This is a genomic window from Pseudomonas sp. Xaverov 259, from assembly GCF_019352915.1.
Taxonomy (GTDB): Bacteria; Pseudomonadota; Gammaproteobacteria; order Pseudomonadales; family Pseudomonadaceae; genus Aquipseudomonas.
In genome coordinates, this window is the sequence record NZ_JAAAFV010000033.1 from 260,439 (window position 1) to 277,798 (window position 17,360).

The following is a 17,360-nucleotide window of genomic DNA, read 5'->3' on the forward strand; positions in this document are numbered from 1 at the left end:
ATAGCGGTCTGGCAGTTACCAATGTGTTGCCTGATACACCGCTATCGCAGCGGTGCGGCGATCCGACAAGCCAGCTCCCACATTTTGATCGAGGACAACCATGACGACTTTACATGCCGAAGCAGTGGGTAAAAGAACCTGGCCGCAATACCTCGGCTGGGGCCTGTTCCTGGTCCTGCTGGCCTGGGCCTGGCACGGCGCCGAGATGAACCCGCTGGCGCTGTACCGCGATTCCGGAAACATGGCGACCTTCGCCGCCGACTTCTTCCCGCCCGACTTCCACGAATGGCGCTCCTACCTCAAGGAGATGATCGTCACCGTACAAATCGCCCTGTGGGGCACGGTGCTGGCCATCGTCTGCTCGGTGCCGCTGGGCATCTTGTGCGCCGACAACATCACCCCGTGGTGGGTCCACCAACCGCTGCGCCGAGTGATGGACGCCTTCCGCTCCATCAATGAAATGGTGTTCGCCATGCTGTTCGTGGTCGCCGTCGGCCTCGGTCCTTTCGCCGGTGTTTTGGCCTTGTGGATCAGCACCACCGGCGTGCTCGCCAAGCTGTTTGCCGAAGCCGTCGAAGCCATCGACCCAGGCCCGGTAGAAGGCGTGCGCGCCACCGGCGCAAGTGCCCTGCAGGAAGTGATCTACGGCGTGATCCCGCAAGTGATGCCGCTGTGGGTGAGCTACGCGCTGTACCGCTTCGAAGCCAATGTGCGCTCAGCCACCGTGGTGGGCATGGTCGGCGCCGGCGGTATCGGCGTGATCCTCTGGGAAAACATTCGCGCTTTCCAGTTCGTACAAACCTGCGCGGTGCTGCTGGTGATCATCGTGGTGGTGAGCTGTATCGATGTGCTGTCCCAACGCCTGCGCAAGCAGTTCATCTGACGCCGGAGGGGTGCCCACGCGGCGCTTTTTTTTAGCATGCAGTTGTCTAGACAAGATGAGCCGGTGTATCGCGAACTCGCGGATATCCTGCGCCGTGAATTGAGCAGCTACCAGGCCGGTGACTTCCTGCCCGGCGAGGTGCACATGGCCGAGCGCTTCGGCGTCAACCGCCACACCTTGCGCCGCGCCATCGACGAGCTGGTGTTTGAAGGCAGCCTGTTGCGCCGTCAGGGCAAGGGCACCCAGGTGCTCGACCGCCCACTGATTTACTCGATGGGCGCCGAGACCTCCTACAGCCAATCGCTGTCGGCCCAGGGCGTCGGTGTGCAGGCGGTGTTGCTCAAGCGCCGCTACTGCTACGCCAGCCGTGACGAAGCCGAGCATTTGGGCATCGCCGAGATGGCGCCGATGATCGAGCTGCAAACCCTGCGCAAGCTCGACCACCAGCCCGTCAGCCTGATCCGCCATCGCTACTGCGCCAGCCGTGCGCCGTTGCTGGCTGATTACACCGGCGGCTCCCTGCGCCAATACCTGCGTGAACGAGCGCTGCCGCTGACCCGCACCCAAAGCCTGATCGGTGCGCGTTTGCCCAACCGTGATGAAGCCGCGCTGCTGATGATGCCTCGGCACTTGCCGGCCCTCACGGTGTTTACCCTTTCCTGCGATCGCGACGGCCGCCCGGTGGAGCTGGCGCAGTCCACCAGCCGTTCGGATCGCTTTCAGTACCAAGTGGTGACTTGAATGATGAGTGTGTCCCCGCGACAACATTGGATCGGCGTATTAGCCCGCGCCCAGCTCAATGAACTGCAACCCCACGCAGCCGCGTTGAAAGACGCCGAATACCAACTTATCCGCGCCCCGGAAATCGGCATGACCCTGGTGCGCGGGCGCATGGGCGGTGACGGCGCGGCCTTCAACGTCGGCGAAATGAGCGTGACCCGTTGCGTGGTACGCCTGGCTGATGGCCGCACCGGCTACAGCTACCTGGCCGGGCGCGACAAGCTGCATGCCGAGTTGGCCGCCCTGGCCGATGCGCATCTGCAAGGCATGCAACCGAGCCTGTGGCTCAGCGACTTGATCACCTCCCTGGCCACTGCCCAAGCCAAACGCCGTGCCGAAAAAGAAGCCGACACCGCTGCCACCAAGGTCGAGTTCTTCACCCTGGTGCGAGGAGAAAATTGATGAACGCTCACCTGTTGCAACCGGCGTTTGTCGAGCCGGTACTGGATGCCCAACGCGGTTTTCGTGCTGCCCTCAAGGCGCTGGCCGAACCCGGTTTGATCCAGCATCTGCCCTCGGCCCCGCGCCTCGACGGCCTGGCGCCTGCTACTTACGCGCTGTGCCTGGCGCTGCTGGATATGGACACGCCGCTGTGGCTGGCGCCGAGCTTCGACACGGCGCTGATCCGCGCCAACCTGGCCTTCCACTGCGGTTGCCCGCTCACCGATAAACGCGAAGACGCGGTGTTCGCGCTGCTCGGCGAGCAAGACCTGCTCGACCTCGGCGGCTTCGACCACGGCAACGACCGTTACCCGGATCAGTCCTGCACCTTGCTGGTTCAGCTCACCGACCTGGAGTCCGGCCGCGGCCTGCACTGGCGTGGCCCAGGGATCAAAACCCAGCGCCTGGTAAACCTGCCGGTGCCGCAAGCCTTCTGGCCAGAGCGCCAACGCCGCGAAGCCTTCCCGCGTGGCCTGGACCTGTTGTTCACCGCCGGCCACCACCTGATCGGCCTGCCGCGCAGCAGCCGTATTGCACAGGAGCACGCCTGATGTACGTAGCCGTCAAAGGTGGCGAACAGGCCATCGACAATGCCCACCGCCTGCTGGCGAAAAAACGCCGGGGCGATACGGCCATTCCTGAGTTGAGCGTGAGGCAAATCCGCGAGCAATTGCCGCTGGCGGTGGCGCGGGTGATGACCGAAGGCTCGTTGTTTGACGAAGAGCTTGCGGCGCTGGCGATCAAGCAGTCGGCAGGGGATTTGGTCGAGGCGATCTTCCTGCTGCGCGCCTACCGGACCACGCTGCCGCGCTTCAGCCCGAGCCTGCCGATTGATACCGCGCAGATGTCCTTGAGCCGGCGCCTTTCGGCCACGTTCAAGGACGTGCCCGGCGGCCAATTGCTCGGCCCGACCTTCGACTACACCCACCGCCTGCTGGATTTTTCGCTGCTGGCCGAAGGTGAATACCCAGGCCCGCAGACCACCGCGGATGCGCAGATTGACGCCTGCCCACGGGTGCTCGGTTTGCTCGCCAAAGAAGGCCTGATCAAGCACGAAGCCGACGACAACGCCAGCGTCGCCGACATCACTCGCGACCCGCTGGAATACCCGGCCAGCCGTGCCGAGCGCCTGCAAGCCCTGGCCCGTGGCGACGAAGGTTTTCTGCTGGCGCTGGGTTACTCGACCCAACGCGGCTATGGCCGCAACCACCCGTTTGCCGGTGAGATTCGCATCGGCGACGTCGAGGTGTGGATCGACCCCGAAGAGCTGGGCTTTCCCATCTGCCTGGGCAGCATCGAAGTCACCGAGTGCGAGATGGTCAACCAGTTTGTCGGTTCGGCCACCGAGCTGGCGCAGTTCACCCGTGGCTACGGCCTGGCGTTCGGGCATGCCGAGCGCAAGGCCATGGGCATGGCGCTGGTCGACCGCTCGCTGCGTGCCGGGGAATACAACGAAGAAGTCGTTTCACCGGCCCAACGCGAAGAGTTTGTGCTGGCCCACTGCGACAACGTCGAGGCGGCGGGTTTCGTCTCGCACCTCAAATTGCCTCACTACGTGGACTTCCAGTCCGAGCTGGAACTGATCCGCAAACTGCGCCAACCGGCCGAGGGCACCCGCCATGAATGACCTGACCCAACCGGCTGTGCGCGACCCGGCGTACAACTTCGCCTACCTCGACGAACAGACCAAACGCATGATCCGCCGCGCCTTGCTCAAGGCCGTGGCGATCCCCGGTTACCAAGTGCCGTTTGGCGGCCGCGAAATGCCTTTGCCTTACGGCTGGGGCACCGGCGGCATGCAATTGACCGCCGCGATCCTCGGTGATGATGACGTGCTCAAGGTGATCGACCAGGGCGCCGACGACACCACCAACGCCGTGTCGATTCGGCGCTTTTTCGCCCGCACGGCGGGGGTTGCCACCACCGAAGCCACGCCAGACGCCAGCGTGATTCAGACCCGCCACCGCATCCCGGAAACTGCGCTGCAGGCCGGTCAGATCATGGTTTACCAGGTGCCGATCCCCGAACCGCTGCGCTTTATCGAACCCTCGGAAACCGAGACGCGCACCATGCACGCCCTGAATGATTACGGGGTGATGCACGTCAAACTCTACGAAGACATCGCCACCTTCGGCCATATCGCCACCAGCTACGCCTACCCGGTGATGGTCGATGAGCGCTACGTGATGGACCCGTCGCCGATCCCCAAATTCGACAACCCCAAACTCGACATGAGCCCGGCGCTGATGCTGTTCGGCGCCGGTCGCGAAAAGCGCCTGTACGCGGTGCCGCCGTACACCCAGGTCACCAGCCTGGATTTTGAAGACCACCCGTTCGAAGTGCAGAAGTGGGCACACAACTGCGCCATTTGCGGCAGCCACGACTCCTTCCTCGATGAGCTGATTCTCGACGACGCGGGAACCCAGAGTTTTGTCTGTTCCGACACCTGGTATTGCGCCCAACGGGTCAAGGAGAACAACCAGTGAGCCAGCCTTTGCTTCAAGTACGTGACCTGTCGTTGCTTTACGGCCCAGAGAAGGGCTGCCAGGGCGTCAGCTTTGATCTTTACCCGGGTGAAGTGCTGGGAATTGTCGGCGAATCCGGCTCAGGTAAATCCACCTTGCTCTCGCTGCTGAGCGGGCGTTTGCCGCCGCAAGCGGGCAGCATCGGCTACCGCAGCAAGGACGGCGAATGGCTGGATTTGTACAGCGTCAGTGAAGCCGAGCGCCGCACCTTGCTGCGCACCGAATGGGGTTTTGTCGAGCAGAACCCACGGGACGGCCTGCGCATGGGCGTGTCAGCCGGCGCCAACATCGGCGAACGCCTGATGGCCCAAGGCGTGCGCAACTACTCGCAACTGCGCGGCGCCGGTCTGGATTGGCTCGGCCAGGTGGAAATCGACCCGCAGCGCATCGACGATTTGCCGCGCACCTTCTCGGGCGGCATGCAGCAGCGCCTGCAAATCGCCCGCAACCTCGTCTCCAGCCCGCGCCTGGTATTCATGGACGAACCCACCGGCGGCCTGGACGTGTCGGTGCAAGCGCGCCTGCTCGACTTGTTGCGCGGCTTGGTGCGTGAGCTGGATCTGGCGGTAGTGATCGTCACTCACGACCTGGCCGTTGCGCGCTTGCTCGCCGACCGCCTGATGGTGATGCGCCGCTCCCATGTGGTGGAAACCGGGCTCACTGACCAGATCCTCGACGATCCACAGCACCCTTACTCTCAACTGCTGGTGTCTTCGGTATTGCAGCCATGATGAATGCCTTGATCGAGGTCCGTGACCTCTCGAAAACCTTCACCCTGCATCAGCAACACGGCGTGGTGCTCAACGTGTTGCGCGGTGTGGAGTTCAGTGTGCAGGGCGGTGAATGCCTGGTGCTGCATGGCCAGTCCGGCGCGGGTAAAAGCACCTTGTTGCGCACCCTGTACGGCAACTACCTGCCAGCGGGTGGCAGCATCCGTGTGCAGCATGCCGGTGAGTGGCTGGAGCTGGTCGGCGCCGAGCCGCGTGACATTCTCCAGGTGCGCCAGCAGACCCTCGGTTATGTCAGCCAGTTTCTGCGCGTCATTCCCCGCGTGGCCTGCCTGGACGTGGTGATGGAGCCGGCCTTGGCGCGTGGTTGGTCGAAGGCCGATGCACAGGCTCGCGCCGAACACCTGCTTACACGCCTGAACATCCCGCAGCGCTTGTGGCAATTGGCGCCCGGCACCTTCTCCGGTGGCGAACAACAGCGCGTCAATATCGCCCGTGGCTTCATGGTCGCCTGGCCGGTGATGTTGCTGGACGAGCCCACCGCGTCCCTGGACGACAGCAACCGCCAAGTGGTGCTGGAACTGATGAACGAAGCCAAGGCCGCCGGCGCTGCGCTGATCGGCATCTTCCATGACCGCGCCGCCCGTGAAGCGGTCGCCGACCGCCATCTCGACATGACCCCATCGCCCGTCGCTCAAGAGGAATACGCCCATGCCCGCTGAACAGATCCTCACCCATGCCCAGGTCGTCACGGCGGAGCGTATGTTTCTGGGCACGGTAGTGCTGCGCGACGGCAAGATTGTCGACCTCGCCGAAGGCCGCAGCCAGTTGCCCCAGGCCCAGGACCTGGGCGGTGATTGCCTGCTGCCGGGCCTGGTGGAGCTGCACACCGACAACCTGGAAAAACACATGACCCCGCGCCCCGGCGTGGACTGGCCGTCGATCTCGGCGGTGCTCAGCCACGATGCGCAAATCATCGCGGCGGGCATCACCACGGTGTTCGACGCGGTGTCCATCGGCGATGTGAACCCCAAGGGCAACCGCATGAAAAAGCTGCCGGCGATGCTCGATGCGATCGCCCAGGCTGAAGACGCCGGCTTGACCCGCGCCGAACACCACCTGCACCTGCGCTGCGAGCTGTGCCACCCGGACACCCTCAGCGTGTTCCGCGACCTGGTGGAAAACCCCCTGGTACGCCTGGTGTCGGTGATGGACCATTCGCCGGGCCAGCGCCAGTTCGTGCTTGAATCCAAGTACCGTGAGTACTACATGGGCAAGTACCACCTCAACGACGAAACCATGGACGCGTTTATCGTGTTGCAAATGGCCAATTCCAAGCAATACAGCGACCGCTATCGCGCGGCCATCGTCGCGCATTGCCTGGAACGCGGCCTGTCGGTGGCCAGCCATGACGACGCGACGCTGGCGCACGTGGAGGAGTCGGCGGGCTATGGCATGACCATCGCCGAATTCCCCACCACGCTGGAGGCGGCCAAGGGCTGCCAGGCGCTGAACATGAAAGTGTTGATGGGCGCGCCGAACGTGGTGCGCGGCGGGTCGCACTCGGGTAATGTGGCCGCCGCCGGCCTGGCCGCTGAAGGATTGCTGGATATACTTTCCAGTGACTACTACCCGGCCAGCCTGTTGCAGGCGGCGTTTGTGCTGGCCGACCAACAAGATGGCGGCGAGCTGTCACGGGCGGTCAAGATGATCAGCCTGGCGCCTGCACAAGCGGCGGGCCTCGATGATCGCGGTGAAATCGCCATTGGCCTGCGGGCGGACCTGGTGCAGGCCCGCCGTTGTGAAGGGCTTCCTGTAGTGCAACAAGTCTGGCGACAAGCGAAGAGGGTGTTTTGATGGCAGGCAGGTTGATCTATCTCATCGGGCCATCCGGTTCGGGCAAGGACAGCCTGCTGGATGCCGCACGCCCACGCTTGGCCGAGCGCGGCTGCCGTATTGTGCGCCGCGTGATCACCCGCTCGCCGGAAGCGGTGGGCGAGGCCGCGCAAGGGGTGAGCCCGGAGCAGTTCGCCGCGATGCTGGCCGAGGGCGCCTTTGCCCTCAGTTGGCAGGCCAATGGCTTGTGGTATGGCATTCCCAAGGCCATCGACGAATGGCTGGCGGCGGGGGACGACGTGCTGGTCAATGGTTCGCGTGCGCACCTGGCGCAAACCCGTGAGTGTTATCCGGGCTTGCTGGTATTGCTGCTGACGGTGGATCAGGCCGTATTGCGCCAGCGCCTGATGGCGCGTGGGCGCGAGTCCCAGGCCGATATCGAGGAACGCCTGGCGCGCAATGCGCGGTTCACCGCCGATTTGATCGCGGGTAATGGCCCTGGGTTGTTTGTGCTCGACAATTCCGGCCCGCTGGAAAACACCGTCGAGCGTTTGCTCTGCTGCCTCGATCACGGGCACACGGCATGCGCCTGACCTTACTGGGCACCGGTGACGCGCGGCAGGTTCCGGTGTATGGCTGCGAGTGCGCGGCGTGCGGTCTGGCACGCAGTGATGCCAGCCTGCGCCGCCGCCCGTGCAGCGCGTTGATCGAGTGCGGTGACCAGCGCTGGTTGATCGACAGCGGCTTGCCCGACCTCTGCGAACGCTTCCCGCCGCGCAGTTTTAATGGGATTTTGCAGACGCACTATCATGCCGATCACGCTCAGGGTTTGTTGCACCTGCGTTGGGGCCAGGGCTTGATCATTCCGGTACACGGCCCCGCCGACCCGGAGGGTTTGTCCGACCTCTACAAACATCCGGGCATTCTTGATTTCAGCCAGCCGTTTGCCGAGTTTGAAACCCGCACGTTCGGCGAACTGAGCGTCACCGCCTTGCCGTTGCAGCATTCAAAGCTGACCTTGGGTTATCTGCTGGAGGGCGAGGGGCGGCGCATCGCCTACCTCACCGACACCGTCGGCCTACCACCGGCTACCTTGGCCTGGTTGCAACGGGAGCCGTTGGACGTGTTGGTACTCGACTGCTCCATGCCACCGCAGCCGCAAGCGCCGCGTAACCACAATGACCTGACGCTGGCGTTGCAGAGCATCGAAGCAACCGGCGCGCAGTTGGGCGTGCTGACCCATGTGGGGCACACCTTGGATGCGTGGCTGCTGGAACACCGACGCGAATTGCCACGGCATGTGACAGTGGCCTGGGATGGCCGGATTATTTGAACACCGCATAACCCTGTGGGAGCTCCTTCGGTGCATGCAAATCCGCAGCCGACCTCATATTCAAAACTGCATGCGGTCAACTGTGCGGGCTTGCTCGCGAATGCGGTGGGTCAGTCAATTCATCTGTCACTGACACACCGCATTCGCGAGCAAGCCCGCTCCCACCTTTGGTCTTTATTGTTCGGCAGTGTGTATTCCAAAGCGGGCTGCAAACGCCTTGCGCCCCTTGGCCGTGACCCCCAGCGCCCGGCTGTCCAGATCCTGAGTCACCCACCCACGACGAATCACGCACTGTAAAAAGCCTGCACCCAATGCCCCAGCCAAATGCGGACGGCGCATGCTCCAGTCCAGGCAGGCACAGGCGAAACGCCGACGTTGCGCGCGTAACGCCGGCATATCCAGCCCCAACGCGATCATCGCGGTTTCGCCGGGCGCCGTCAGCGCATAGGTGCCGTCGCCAACCAGCCAACCAGAGGCGATGAAATGGTCGTGCAGGTGCACCGCCAGCGTGCCGGCCATGTGGTCGTAGCAGGTGCGTGCGAGTTGCAGGCGGTTGGGCGTGCTGGGGACAAATGCCTGTGCGCTGTTGCGGCTGATCACCATCAACCCTTCGATGGCCTGGGCCACGTGCGCGCCGGCGAGGCTGTAGTAACGGTGTCGGCCCTGGGTGTGCAGCGTGAGCAGGCCATCGTCCTTGAGCCTGGCCAAGTGGGCGCTGGCCGTCGAGGTGCTGACGCCGGCGATCACGGCCATCTCGGTGCTGGTGCGCGCATGGCCATCCATCAGCGCGCAGAGCATTTTTGTGCGCGCAGGCTCTGCTATCGCACCGGCGATTTGTGAGAGTGCTGCGTCATCATCAAAGGCGTTCATATTTCGTTCCTGAACGAATCATTGCCGCGTGGGAGCGCCGATAGTAATGCTTCTTCAAGCACAGGACGTCCCGGATGACACCGCTGCAAGCTGCTACCCATGTTGATCCCTACCCGTATTACGCCAGTCTGCGGCGCCATGAAGAACTGCTGTTCGATGCCGAGCTGGGCCTGTGGATCGCCAGCCGCGCCAAGACCGTGGAGGCGGTGCTGGCACTCCCGGAGTGTCGCGTACGCCCGTTACACGAGCCGGTGCCCAAGGCGATTGCACAGGGCGCGGCAGGACAGCTTTTTGCGCGGTGGATGCGCATGAACGAAGGCCCGGCGCATCGATGCCCACGGGCGGCGATTGAGCCGGCGTTGGCGGTGGTGGAGGCGTCGGCCGTCGCCCAGCGGGTCGCTCGGTTGATCGACAGCGTGCAGAGCCTGGATGCGCTGATGTTTACCTTGCCCATGTCGGTGGTTGCGTCGCTGCTGGGATGCCCGGCGCCACAACTGGCATGTGTCGCCGGGCTGACGCGGGCGTTGGTCGCCGGCCTTTCACCGCTGAGCAGTGAAGCGCAACTGTGCAATGCGCAGGCCGGCGCGTCGCAGTTGCAGCAGATGTTCCGTGATGTCTTGGAGGAAACCGCGCTGCTGGCCCATATCCGTGGCGGCAACTGGGAGGACGCGCAGGTATTGACGGCCAATCTGATCGGGCTGTTGTCGCAGACCTGTGAAGCCAGCGCCGGGTTGATCGGCAACTCACTGGTGATGCTCGCGCGGCAACCTGAGCTGGTTGCGCAGATTGTGCGCACGCCAGCCCTCGCCAAGGCGCTGGTGGAGGAGGTGGCCCGTTACGATTCACCGGTGCAAAACACACGGCGATTCGTGGCGGCGCGCTGCACCATTGGCAACCAGGTGTTGGCGGCGGGAGAGAGTATTTTAGTCCTGCTGGCGTCGGCCAATCGCGACACTGAGGCCAACACCGATCCCGACAGTTTTGTGCTGGCGCGCACGCAACGGCGTCTGTTCAGCTTTGGTAGCGGGCGCCATCAGTGCCCAGGCCAACAGCTGGCGCTGACGATCGCCGCGCAAGCTGTGTTGGCCTTGCTGCGTCGTCAGCCGGCTTTGCTGGCGGGCGCTGGCCGGTTCAGCTACTGGCCATCGCTTAACGGCCGTATTCCCAGGTTTGATGAAACTGCACTAAGTCAGTAACCCTTCTACATACTCCACAAACGCCCGCGCCTTGGCACTCGCCATGCGGCCTGTGGGGAACACCGCCCACAAATCGAGGGGCGGCAGCCGCCAGTCGTTCAGCACGGCTTTTACTTCGCCGCTGGCCAACTCCGGGGCAAACATCCAGGTCGACGCCATGGTCAGGCCCAGGTGGTTGAGTACGGCGGCGCGAACCCCTTCCGCCGAGGTTACGCGTATGCGGCCACTGGCGACGATCGGGTAGTGGCTGTCACCCTTGCTGAAGGTCCAGCGTGCGCCGCCGCCCAGGCTGTAGATGATCGCTTGATGTTGCAGCACATCCGCCGGGGTGGCGGGTTCGCCGAAGCGTTCGAAGTAGGTTGGGGTGGCGAGAATTTGCCGGTGGGATTGGGCAATCTTGCGCGCGGTAAGGCCTGAGTCGACCAGGTTGCCCATGCGCAGCGCCACGTCGATGCCTTCTTCCACCAGGTTAAGCGAGTGGTCATTGAGCACCACTTCAATATTGACGGCGGGATACCGCTCCAGAAATGGCCCCAGGTAAGGGATGACGTGCAACCGCGCAAAGGTGGTTGCGGCGCTGACGCGCAGGTTGCCCGACAGCCCGGCCCCGGCGCCGCGTGCAGCGTCGTCGGCCTCGTTGGTTTCATCGATGGCGCGCTTGGCCCGTTCGAAATAGGCAAGGCCCGCTTCGGTCGGGGTCAGGCCGCGTGTAGAGCGCAACAGCAACCGCACCGCCAGGCGCGCCTCCAATTGCGCGATGCTTTTTGACACGGCGGGCTGGCCAATGCCCAAGCGTTTGGCTGCCGCGGAGAACGAGCCGGTTTCGACCACGTGGACGAAGGTTTCCATTGCGCTGAGGCGGTCCATCGAAGGTCCTTGGGTTAGCGGGTGAGGGCCTCGAGCATGGCTGAGGGTTCTGGGCGTTGAGTGTAATCGGGGTTGAAAAATCGGGCCTGTCCAATATTCAGTAATACAGCCGCCAGTCCGACCAACAAAATCTGTGCTTGAGTAAAGATAACTCTAGGGTTACTTTTATTCAGGCCGAGCCAAGGAGGCTGGGGTGCAAAGCAGGTTATTGATCAAGGAGCTGCAAGAGGCGGGTTGGGTGCTGGATCGGGTCACGGGCAGTCATCATATTTTTACCCACCGCTATAACCCGTACACGATCCCGGTGCCTCATCCCAAAAAGGACCTGCCTCAGGGCACCGTCCGCAGCATCAGAAAGCGCGCCGGGCTGTTTCAGTTTTAAGGAGAGCATGCATGCAATACCCAATGTGTATCGAATGGGGCGATGACTTCACTGCCACCGGTATCCAGATCCCCGATATTCCAGGCGCGGTCACCGCCGGGGACAGTTTTGAAGAGGCGTATAACGCTGCGGTAGAAATCGCCCACATCATGCTGCAAGAGATCGCAGCTGAAGGCGGCGCAATTCCAATGCCGACGTCAGTGGCCAACCACCATGCCCACGAAGACTACGCAGGCATGGGCTGGGGCATGTTGGAGCTGGATATCTCGCCCTATCTGGGCAAGACCGAGAAGGTCAATGTGACCTTGCCCGGTTATGTCATCCAGCGCATCGACCGCTATGTGCGCGAGCACAAGGTCAAAAGCCGCTCGTCATTTCTGGCGGATGCGGCGTTGGAGAAGTTGGTGCGTTCTTAAGCGGTAGCCACCTCAGCCTGGCGCGAAGCGCTCAGGAACCGCACCAACGCCACCAGCGGGAATGCACTGCCCACCAGCATCACACCCAGCCAGCCGCCGTGTTCATACACGCTGCTGGCAATCGCCGAGCCGAAGGCACCGCCGATGAAAATGCTGGTCATGTACAGCGCGTTCAGGCGGCTGCGGCTGTTGGCGTCGAGGGCGTAGATGGCGCGTTGGCCGAGGACCATGTTCATCTGCACGCAGAAATCCAGGACCACGCCGGTCAACGCCAGGGCGATCACGCTGTACAACGGGTGTACAAAAGCCGGCAGGAAGCTCAACGCGGCAAATACCATGGCCAGCAGTGAGGCGCGGTGCGTATGCCCGGCATCGGCCAGGCGCCCGGCGATAGGTGCGGCGATGGCGCCCAGGGCGCCGACCAGGGCAAACAGGGCAATTTCGCTTTGGCTCAGGCCATGGTTACGCGCCAGCTCCAGCGGGGCGGCGGTCCAGAACAGGCTGAAGGTGGCGAACATGCAACCTTGGTAGAACGCGCGCTGACGCAGCACCGGTTGCTTGCGCAGCAAGGTGCCCAACGAGCCCAGCAGTTGGCCATAGCTGGCGCTGTGGTCGGGCTGGCGCTTGGGGATGGTCAGCATCAGCACCGCACTGATAAACACCATCACCGCAGCCGCCGCCATGAACATCGCCCGCCAGCCAAAGTGGTCAGCCACCAGGCTGGACACCGGCCGCGCCAGCAGGATGCCCAGCAACAGGCCGCCCATGATGCTGCCGACCACACGGCCCCGGGACTCGGCGGGCGCCAGGTGCGCGGCCAGCGGGATAAGAATCTGCACCGAGACGGAACTGAAGCCGATCAGCAACGACACAAGCAGGAACACATTCGGCTGCTCAGCAAACGCTGCACCCAGTAGGCTGGCGATGGCTACCAGGTTGGTGATGATCATCAGCTTGCGGTTTTCCAGCAGGTCGCCCAGCGGCACCAGAAAGAACAGTCCCAGGGCGTAGCCGATTTGCGTGAGTGAGACGATCAGGCTGGCCAGTGCCGGGGTCAGGCCGATGTCCGGCGCGATCAACTCGATGATCGGCTGGGCGTAGTAGATGTTGGCAACAATGGCGCCGCAACAGAACGCAAACAGCATCACCATGCCTCGGGTCATGGTGCTTGAAGCGTGTGAGGTAGCGGTCATGATGTTCTCATTCAAGCGAAGGAAGGTGGCGTGCGAGAGTAAAGACAACGCCTGCGTCGGTGTAGGGCGTGCGCATTGATATCACTCATGCCGCAAATTAATGACTGAATCGTTAACTTTTGCGTCGAACGCCAATGATACATTCAGACATAACTGTCGAAACAGGAAATCCATTGCGATGAAAATCACGCTGAACAAGATGCTCCTGGCCTCCACCCTGGCTGCGGCCATGGCCATTGGGCTGGCGAATGCCGCCGAGGCCCCACGGGTTGGTGTACGCGGCGCCATTACTGCGATGGACGGCGACGCGATGCACGTCAAGGTCAACAGTGGTGAAGAGGTTGTGGTGCATCTGACGCCGGCCACCCAGGTACGCGCCGTTACCCTGGCCAAGATCGATGAGATCAAACCCGGCAGCTACATTGGCTCGGCCGCCATGCCGAACGCCGATGGCACCCTGACTGCGCTGGAAGTGCACGTGTTCCCACCGGCCATGGCCGGCACGGGCGACGGGCACCGCGCGTTTGATTTGAAAGAAGGCAGCAGCATGACCAACGGCACGGTGGGCGACCTGGTGGTCAGCAACGGGCGCACCCTGACCGTGAAGTACAAAGGCGGCGAGCAGAAGATTGTGGTGCCGGAGGATGTGCCGATCGTGAACCTGGAGCCAGGCGATCGCAGTTTGCTCAAGGCGGGCGTGAAGGTGGTGTTGTTTGCGGCGCAGGGCGCGGATGGGACCATCACGGCCCAGGCGATCTCAGCCGGCAAGGATGGCGTGACACCGCCGATGTAACTGCAAAACATAGATCCAAAATGTGGGAGCGGGCTTGTGTGGGAGCTGGCTTGCCTGCGATGCAGACACCTCGGTGTATCAGGCATACGGGGGTGATGCTATCGCAGGCAAGCCAGCTCCCACACAAGCTGGCTCCCACACTTGACCGCATTTTTTCAGTTACAGCGATTTATTGCCCGCTGTAGATCTGGTCAAAAATCCCACCATCATTGAAGTGGGTCTTCTGCACGGTCCGCCAGTCACCAAAGGTCTTCTCCACCGACAGGAAGTCGACTTTCGGGAAACGGTCAGTGTACTTGGCCAGCACTTTCGGATCCCGTGGGCGCAGGTAGTTGTTGGCGGCAATTTCCTGGCCTTGCGGCGACCACAGGTACTTCAGGTAATCCTCGGCCGCGACGCGGGTGCCTTTCTTGTCGACCACTTTGTCGACCACCGACACCGGCGGTTCAGCTTCGGCGGAGACGCTTGGGTAGATCACTTCGAACTGATCACGGCCGAATTCACGGGCGATCATTTCGGCTTCGTTCTCAAAGGTCACCAGCACGTCGCCGATCTGGTTGGTCATGAACGTGGTGGTGGCGGCGCGGCCGCCGGTGTCCAGCACCGGTGCATGTTTGAACAATTCGCCGACGAACTTCTTGGCCTTGTCTTCATCACCACCGTTTTTCAGCACATAACCCCAGGCCGACAGGTAGGTGTAGCGGCCATTACCCGAGGTTTTCGGGTTGGGCACGATCACTTGCACGCCATCTTTGAGCAGATCCGGCCAGTCTTTCAGGGCTTTGGGGTTGCCCTTGCGCACGATAAACACGGTGGCAGAGGTGAACGGCGCGCTGTTGTTCGGCAGGCGTGTGACCCAGTTGTCCGGCACCAGTTTGCCGTTGTCCGCGAGGGCGTTGATGTCGGTGGCCATGTTCATGGTGATCACATCGGCCGGCAGGCCGTCGATCACCGAGCGCGCTTGTTTGCTGGAACCGCCGAAAGACATTTGCAGGGTCAGCTTGTCGTTCGGGTGCTCGGCTTCCCAGTGCTTCTGGAAGGCGGCGTTATAGTCCTTGTAGAAATCGCGCATCACGTCGTAGGAGACGTTAAGCAGTGTGACCGGTGCGGCTTGCACGACACCGGCCAGGGCCAGGCCCGCGGCCAGAAGAGAGGCGCTGAGGATTTTTTTCACTGCTCATTCCTTGTTGTTCGAGAGAAGACTGGGGGCAATTTGCCAGCAACTATAGCCGGGCCTGCATAGGCGTTTAAAGATTAAAACGTACTGTGCTTATTCCACTTTATGAAACAGGTTGCTGCCGCAGCGCGAGCAAAACGCCGCGTTGGGTTCGTGGCTGTTTTTCTTGCACACCGGGCAATCGTGTTCCAGCTGTTCACCGCGCATGGCGCTGGCCAGTTCAGCGGTAAAAATACCGGTGGGCACGGCGATGATCGAGTAACCGGTGATCATCACCAGCGACGAAATTACCTGGCCCAGCGGCGTCTTCGGCACGATATCGCCAAAGCCCACGGTGGTGAGAGTCACGATCGCCCAGTAGATGCCCTTGGGAATGCTGGTAAACCCGTGCTCCGGGCCTTCAATCACATACATCAGGGTGCCGAATACCGTCACCAGGGTGCACACGCTGACCAGGAACACCACGATCTTCTGTTTGCTGCCACGCAGCGCCGCCATCAGGTAGTTGGCTTGCTTGAGGTACGGGCTGAGCTTGAGCACGCGGAAAATCCGCAGCATCCGAATGATGCGGATAATCAGCAGGTATTGGGCGTCGCTGTAATACAGCGCGAGGATGCCGGGCACGATGGCCAGCAAGTCCACCAAGCCATAAAAGCTGAAGGCATAGCGCAAGGGTTTGGGCGAGCAGTACAGGCGCAAGCCGTACTCGATCGCGAAGATCAGCGTAAAGCCCCATTCGATATAGGCCAGCACATTGGCGTAGTTCTGGTGGATTTCGTCGATGCTGTCGAGCATCACGATCACAATGCTGGCAAGGATGATCAGTAGCAGGATGCCGTCAAAGCGCCGCCCGGCTGCGGTGTCGCTCTGGAATACCATGACATAGAGGCGCTGACGCCAGTCGCTGTTGCTGTCCATAAAACCCGCCTGAATCGAATATCGAGCAAGCCTAGGGGGATTCGAACGGGCTGTCCACGCGGGCTTTGAACATCCGCTGTGTGGCGCGCACCAGCCAGCAGGCGAGGATAAACGGCGCGGTCAACGCAGGCAGGTGCAGGGCGGCAAAACCGGGCGTGAGGATGATCGCCAGCAGGATGCCCACCACTGGCAGCCACGGCTGACGGCGTGATTGGCTCAAGGCCAGTGCCGCCAGCGCCGGGTTGTAGCTGTGCAGGCCGAGGAGGGCGCTGGCGGGTTCGTCGAGCAGTAGAGCGACCAGCACGCCGGTGGTCGCGCCGATCAAGGCCCACAGCGCGGCGCGACGGTTGGCCAACAACAGGCCGACGGCAACCAAGATTCCCGCCAGGGGTTGGTCCAGCAGCATGACTTGCGCAAGGCCGGTAAAGGGCGCACTGAGCACAGACAGAACGTCGGGCTCAACCAGGGCGAACGTCGGCTGAGGCACGCTGCCGATCAGCAGCCAACCCAGGCCGACAAAGGGCGCGGTGTACGCAGACAAGTCATCCGGGTGATGGGCATGTTTCAACCATTGCCGCGTGAGCATCGCACTCAGGCCGCCGCAGGCCAGAATCAACGGCGGCAGCAACGCCGACCAGGCGAAGTGCTGGCTGATCAACACACCCAGCAGCACGCCGTTATAGCTGTACAGACCGGCCTGGCGCTCAGCCTTGGGATAACCCCGGCGCTGGGCCGTGAGCAAACCGGCGAGGCCACCCAGCAACGCCCCGCCGAGCAAGGTCGGGGCGCCGATCAGGATGGCCAGCAGGCACAGCAGGCCGCACAGCGGCTGGCGCTGCAGGAATATCTGGCTGAAGCCGTTGAGCAGGGCTTCGGCCCAGTCGGGGCAGGTTGGGTTGTGCATGGTGGTTAGTCAGTGAGACCGAGTTGCCCTTATCGCAGGCAAGCCAGCTCCCACACTTGGCTGTGTTCACACATAAAGAGGTGTGAATCCAATCAACTGTGGGAGCCGGGCTTGCCCG

General features: G+C 62.5%; 21 protein-coding genes. 15 read left to right on the forward strand and 6 right to left on the reverse strand.

Annotated elements, in window-relative coordinates; genetic code table 11:
• Positions 1-100: 100 nt before the first annotated feature.
• Genes phnE through phnP form a run of 11 tightly spaced genes read left to right on the forward strand, consistent with a single transcriptional unit; the run spans position 101 to position 8,526 of the window.
• The gene (gene phnE / locus K0H48_RS15360; RefSeq protein WP_017136208.1) at positions 101-883 is read left to right on the forward strand and encodes a phosphonate ABC transporter, permease protein PhnE; all 783 of its coding nucleotides are present in this window, start codon (positions 101-103) and stop codon (positions 881-883) included.
• A gap of 36 nt (positions 884-919) precedes the next feature.
• The gene (gene phnF, locus K0H48_RS15365; RefSeq protein WP_219268116.1) at positions 920-1,624 is read left to right on the forward strand and encodes a phosphonate metabolism transcriptional regulator PhnF; all 705 of its coding nucleotides are present in this window, start codon (positions 920-922) and stop codon (positions 1,622-1,624) included.
• 3 nt (positions 1,625-1,627) lie between these two features.
• Positions 1,628-2,065 carry a phosphonate C-P lyase system protein PhnG gene (phnG, locus tag K0H48_RS15370; protein ID WP_219268117.1) on the forward strand — a complete coding sequence of 146 codons (438 nt, stop codon included), beginning with the start codon at positions 1,628-1,630 and terminating at the stop codon, positions 2,063-2,065.
• Entirely contained in the window at positions 2,065-2,655 is a 591-nt protein-coding gene (gene phnH / locus K0H48_RS15375; RefSeq protein ID WP_219268118.1) for a phosphonate C-P lyase system protein PhnH, read from the forward strand. Before phnG ends, phnH begins: the two co-directional genes overlap by 1 nt.
• The gene (locus tag K0H48_RS15380; protein ID WP_219268119.1) at positions 2,655-3,731 is read left to right on the forward strand and encodes a carbon-phosphorus lyase complex subunit PhnI; all 1,077 of its coding nucleotides are present in this window, start codon (positions 2,655-2,657) and stop codon (positions 3,729-3,731) included. The genes phnH and K0H48_RS15380 overlap by 1 nt, the downstream gene beginning before the upstream one ends.
• Complete coding sequence (locus K0H48_RS15385) at positions 3,724-4,590, forward strand: alpha-D-ribose 1-methylphosphonate 5-phosphate C-P-lyase PhnJ (RefSeq protein ID WP_110623386.1); 867 nt, start codon at positions 3,724-3,726, stop codon at positions 4,588-4,590. The genes K0H48_RS15380 and K0H48_RS15385 overlap by 8 nt, the downstream gene beginning before the upstream one ends.
• Entirely contained in the window at positions 4,551-5,360 is an 810-nt protein-coding gene (gene phnK / locus K0H48_RS15390) for a phosphonate C-P lyase system protein PhnK (RefSeq protein WP_219268206.1), read from the forward strand. The genes K0H48_RS15385 and phnK overlap by 40 nt, the downstream gene beginning before the upstream one ends.
• On the forward strand, positions 5,360-6,079 hold the full coding sequence (phnL, locus tag K0H48_RS15395) for a phosphonate C-P lyase system protein PhnL (RefSeq protein WP_219268207.1): 720 nt from the start codon (positions 5,360-5,362) through the stop codon (positions 6,077-6,079). Before phnK ends, phnL begins: the two co-directional genes overlap by 1 nt.
• The gene (locus K0H48_RS15400; protein WP_219268120.1) at positions 6,069-7,214 is read left to right on the forward strand and encodes an alpha-D-ribose 1-methylphosphonate 5-triphosphate diphosphatase; all 1,146 of its coding nucleotides are present in this window, start codon (positions 6,069-6,071) and stop codon (positions 7,212-7,214) included. Before phnL ends, K0H48_RS15400 begins: the two co-directional genes overlap by 11 nt.
• Positions 7,214-7,786, forward strand: coding sequence for a phosphonate metabolism protein/1,5-bisphosphokinase (PRPP-forming) PhnN (gene phnN / locus K0H48_RS15405; protein WP_219268121.1), 573 nt, complete (start codon positions 7,214-7,216; stop codon positions 7,784-7,786). Before K0H48_RS15400 ends, phnN begins: the two co-directional genes overlap by 1 nt.
• Positions 7,777-8,526, forward strand: coding sequence for a phosphonate metabolism protein PhnP (gene phnP / locus K0H48_RS15410; RefSeq protein WP_219268122.1), 750 nt, complete (start codon positions 7,777-7,779; stop codon positions 8,524-8,526). Before phnN ends, phnP begins: the two co-directional genes overlap by 10 nt.
• 174 nt (positions 8,527-8,700) lie before the next feature.
• Here the strand turns inward: phnP and K0H48_RS15415 are convergent, their stop codons facing one another.
• Positions 8,701-9,396: a helix-turn-helix transcriptional regulator gene (locus tag K0H48_RS15415; RefSeq protein WP_219268124.1), complete on the reverse strand. Its 696-nt coding sequence runs from the start codon at positions 9,394-9,396 to the stop codon at positions 8,701-8,703.
• Positions 9,397-9,470: 74 nt separating this feature from the next.
• Between K0H48_RS15415 and K0H48_RS15420 the strand changes: the two genes are divergently transcribed.
• Positions 9,471-10,592: a cytochrome P450 gene (locus K0H48_RS15420; protein WP_219268126.1), complete on the forward strand. Its 1,122-nt coding sequence runs from the start codon at positions 9,471-9,473 to the stop codon at positions 10,590-10,592.
• Here K0H48_RS15420 and K0H48_RS15425 read toward each other — a convergent pair.
• Positions 10,581-11,459 carry a LysR family transcriptional regulator gene (locus K0H48_RS15425; RefSeq protein ID WP_219268127.1) on the reverse strand — a complete coding sequence of 293 codons (879 nt, stop codon included), beginning with the start codon at positions 11,457-11,459 and terminating at the stop codon, positions 10,581-10,583. The two genes, K0H48_RS15420 and K0H48_RS15425, sit on opposite strands and share 12 nt — an antisense overlap.
• Before the next feature lie 193 nt (positions 11,460-11,652).
• On the opposite strand from K0H48_RS15425, the gene K0H48_RS15430 reads away from it, so the two are divergent.
• Both K0H48_RS15430 and K0H48_RS15435 read left to right on the forward strand, forming a co-directional pair.
• Positions 11,653-11,841: a type II toxin-antitoxin system HicA family toxin gene (locus tag K0H48_RS15430; protein WP_138816053.1), complete on the forward strand. Its 189-nt coding sequence runs from the start codon at positions 11,653-11,655 to the stop codon at positions 11,839-11,841.
• A gap of 11 nt (positions 11,842-11,852) precedes the next feature.
• A complete protein-coding gene (locus K0H48_RS15435) occupies positions 11,853-12,257 on the forward strand; it encodes a type II toxin-antitoxin system HicB family antitoxin (protein ID WP_056857126.1) in 405 nt (134 codons plus the stop codon).
• On the opposite strand, the gene K0H48_RS15440 is transcribed toward K0H48_RS15435, so the two are convergent.
• A complete protein-coding gene (locus K0H48_RS15440) occupies positions 12,254-13,450 on the reverse strand; it encodes an MFS transporter (protein ID WP_219268128.1) in 1,197 nt (398 codons plus the stop codon). The genes K0H48_RS15435 and K0H48_RS15440 overlap by 4 nt on opposite strands.
• A 178-nt stretch (positions 13,451-13,628) precedes the next feature.
• Here K0H48_RS15440 and K0H48_RS15445 point away from each other — a divergent pair, with 178 nt between their 5' ends.
• Positions 13,629-14,243 carry a DUF5666 domain-containing protein gene (locus K0H48_RS15445; protein WP_138816051.1) on the forward strand — a complete coding sequence of 205 codons (615 nt, stop codon included), beginning with the start codon at positions 13,629-13,631 and terminating at the stop codon, positions 14,241-14,243.
• 169 nt (positions 14,244-14,412) lie between these two features.
• Here K0H48_RS15445 and K0H48_RS15450 read toward each other — a convergent pair whose 3' ends face one another.
• The 3 genes from K0H48_RS15450 to K0H48_RS15460 form a co-directional block, all read right to left on the reverse strand.
• Complete coding sequence (locus K0H48_RS15450; RefSeq protein ID WP_219268129.1) at positions 14,413-15,417, reverse strand: sulfate ABC transporter substrate-binding protein; 1,005 nt, start codon at positions 15,415-15,417, stop codon at positions 14,413-14,415.
• 96 nt (positions 15,418-15,513) lie between these two features.
• Positions 15,514-16,338, reverse strand: a complete 825-nt coding sequence (locus K0H48_RS15455; RefSeq protein ID WP_056857118.1) for an ion transporter — start codon at positions 16,336-16,338, stop codon at positions 15,514-15,516.
• Between the two features lie 31 nt (positions 16,339-16,369).
• Complete coding sequence (locus K0H48_RS15460) at positions 16,370-17,242, reverse strand: urea transporter (protein ID WP_219268130.1); 873 nt, start codon at positions 17,240-17,242, stop codon at positions 16,370-16,372.
• Between the last annotated feature and the right edge of the window lie 118 nt (positions 17,243-17,360).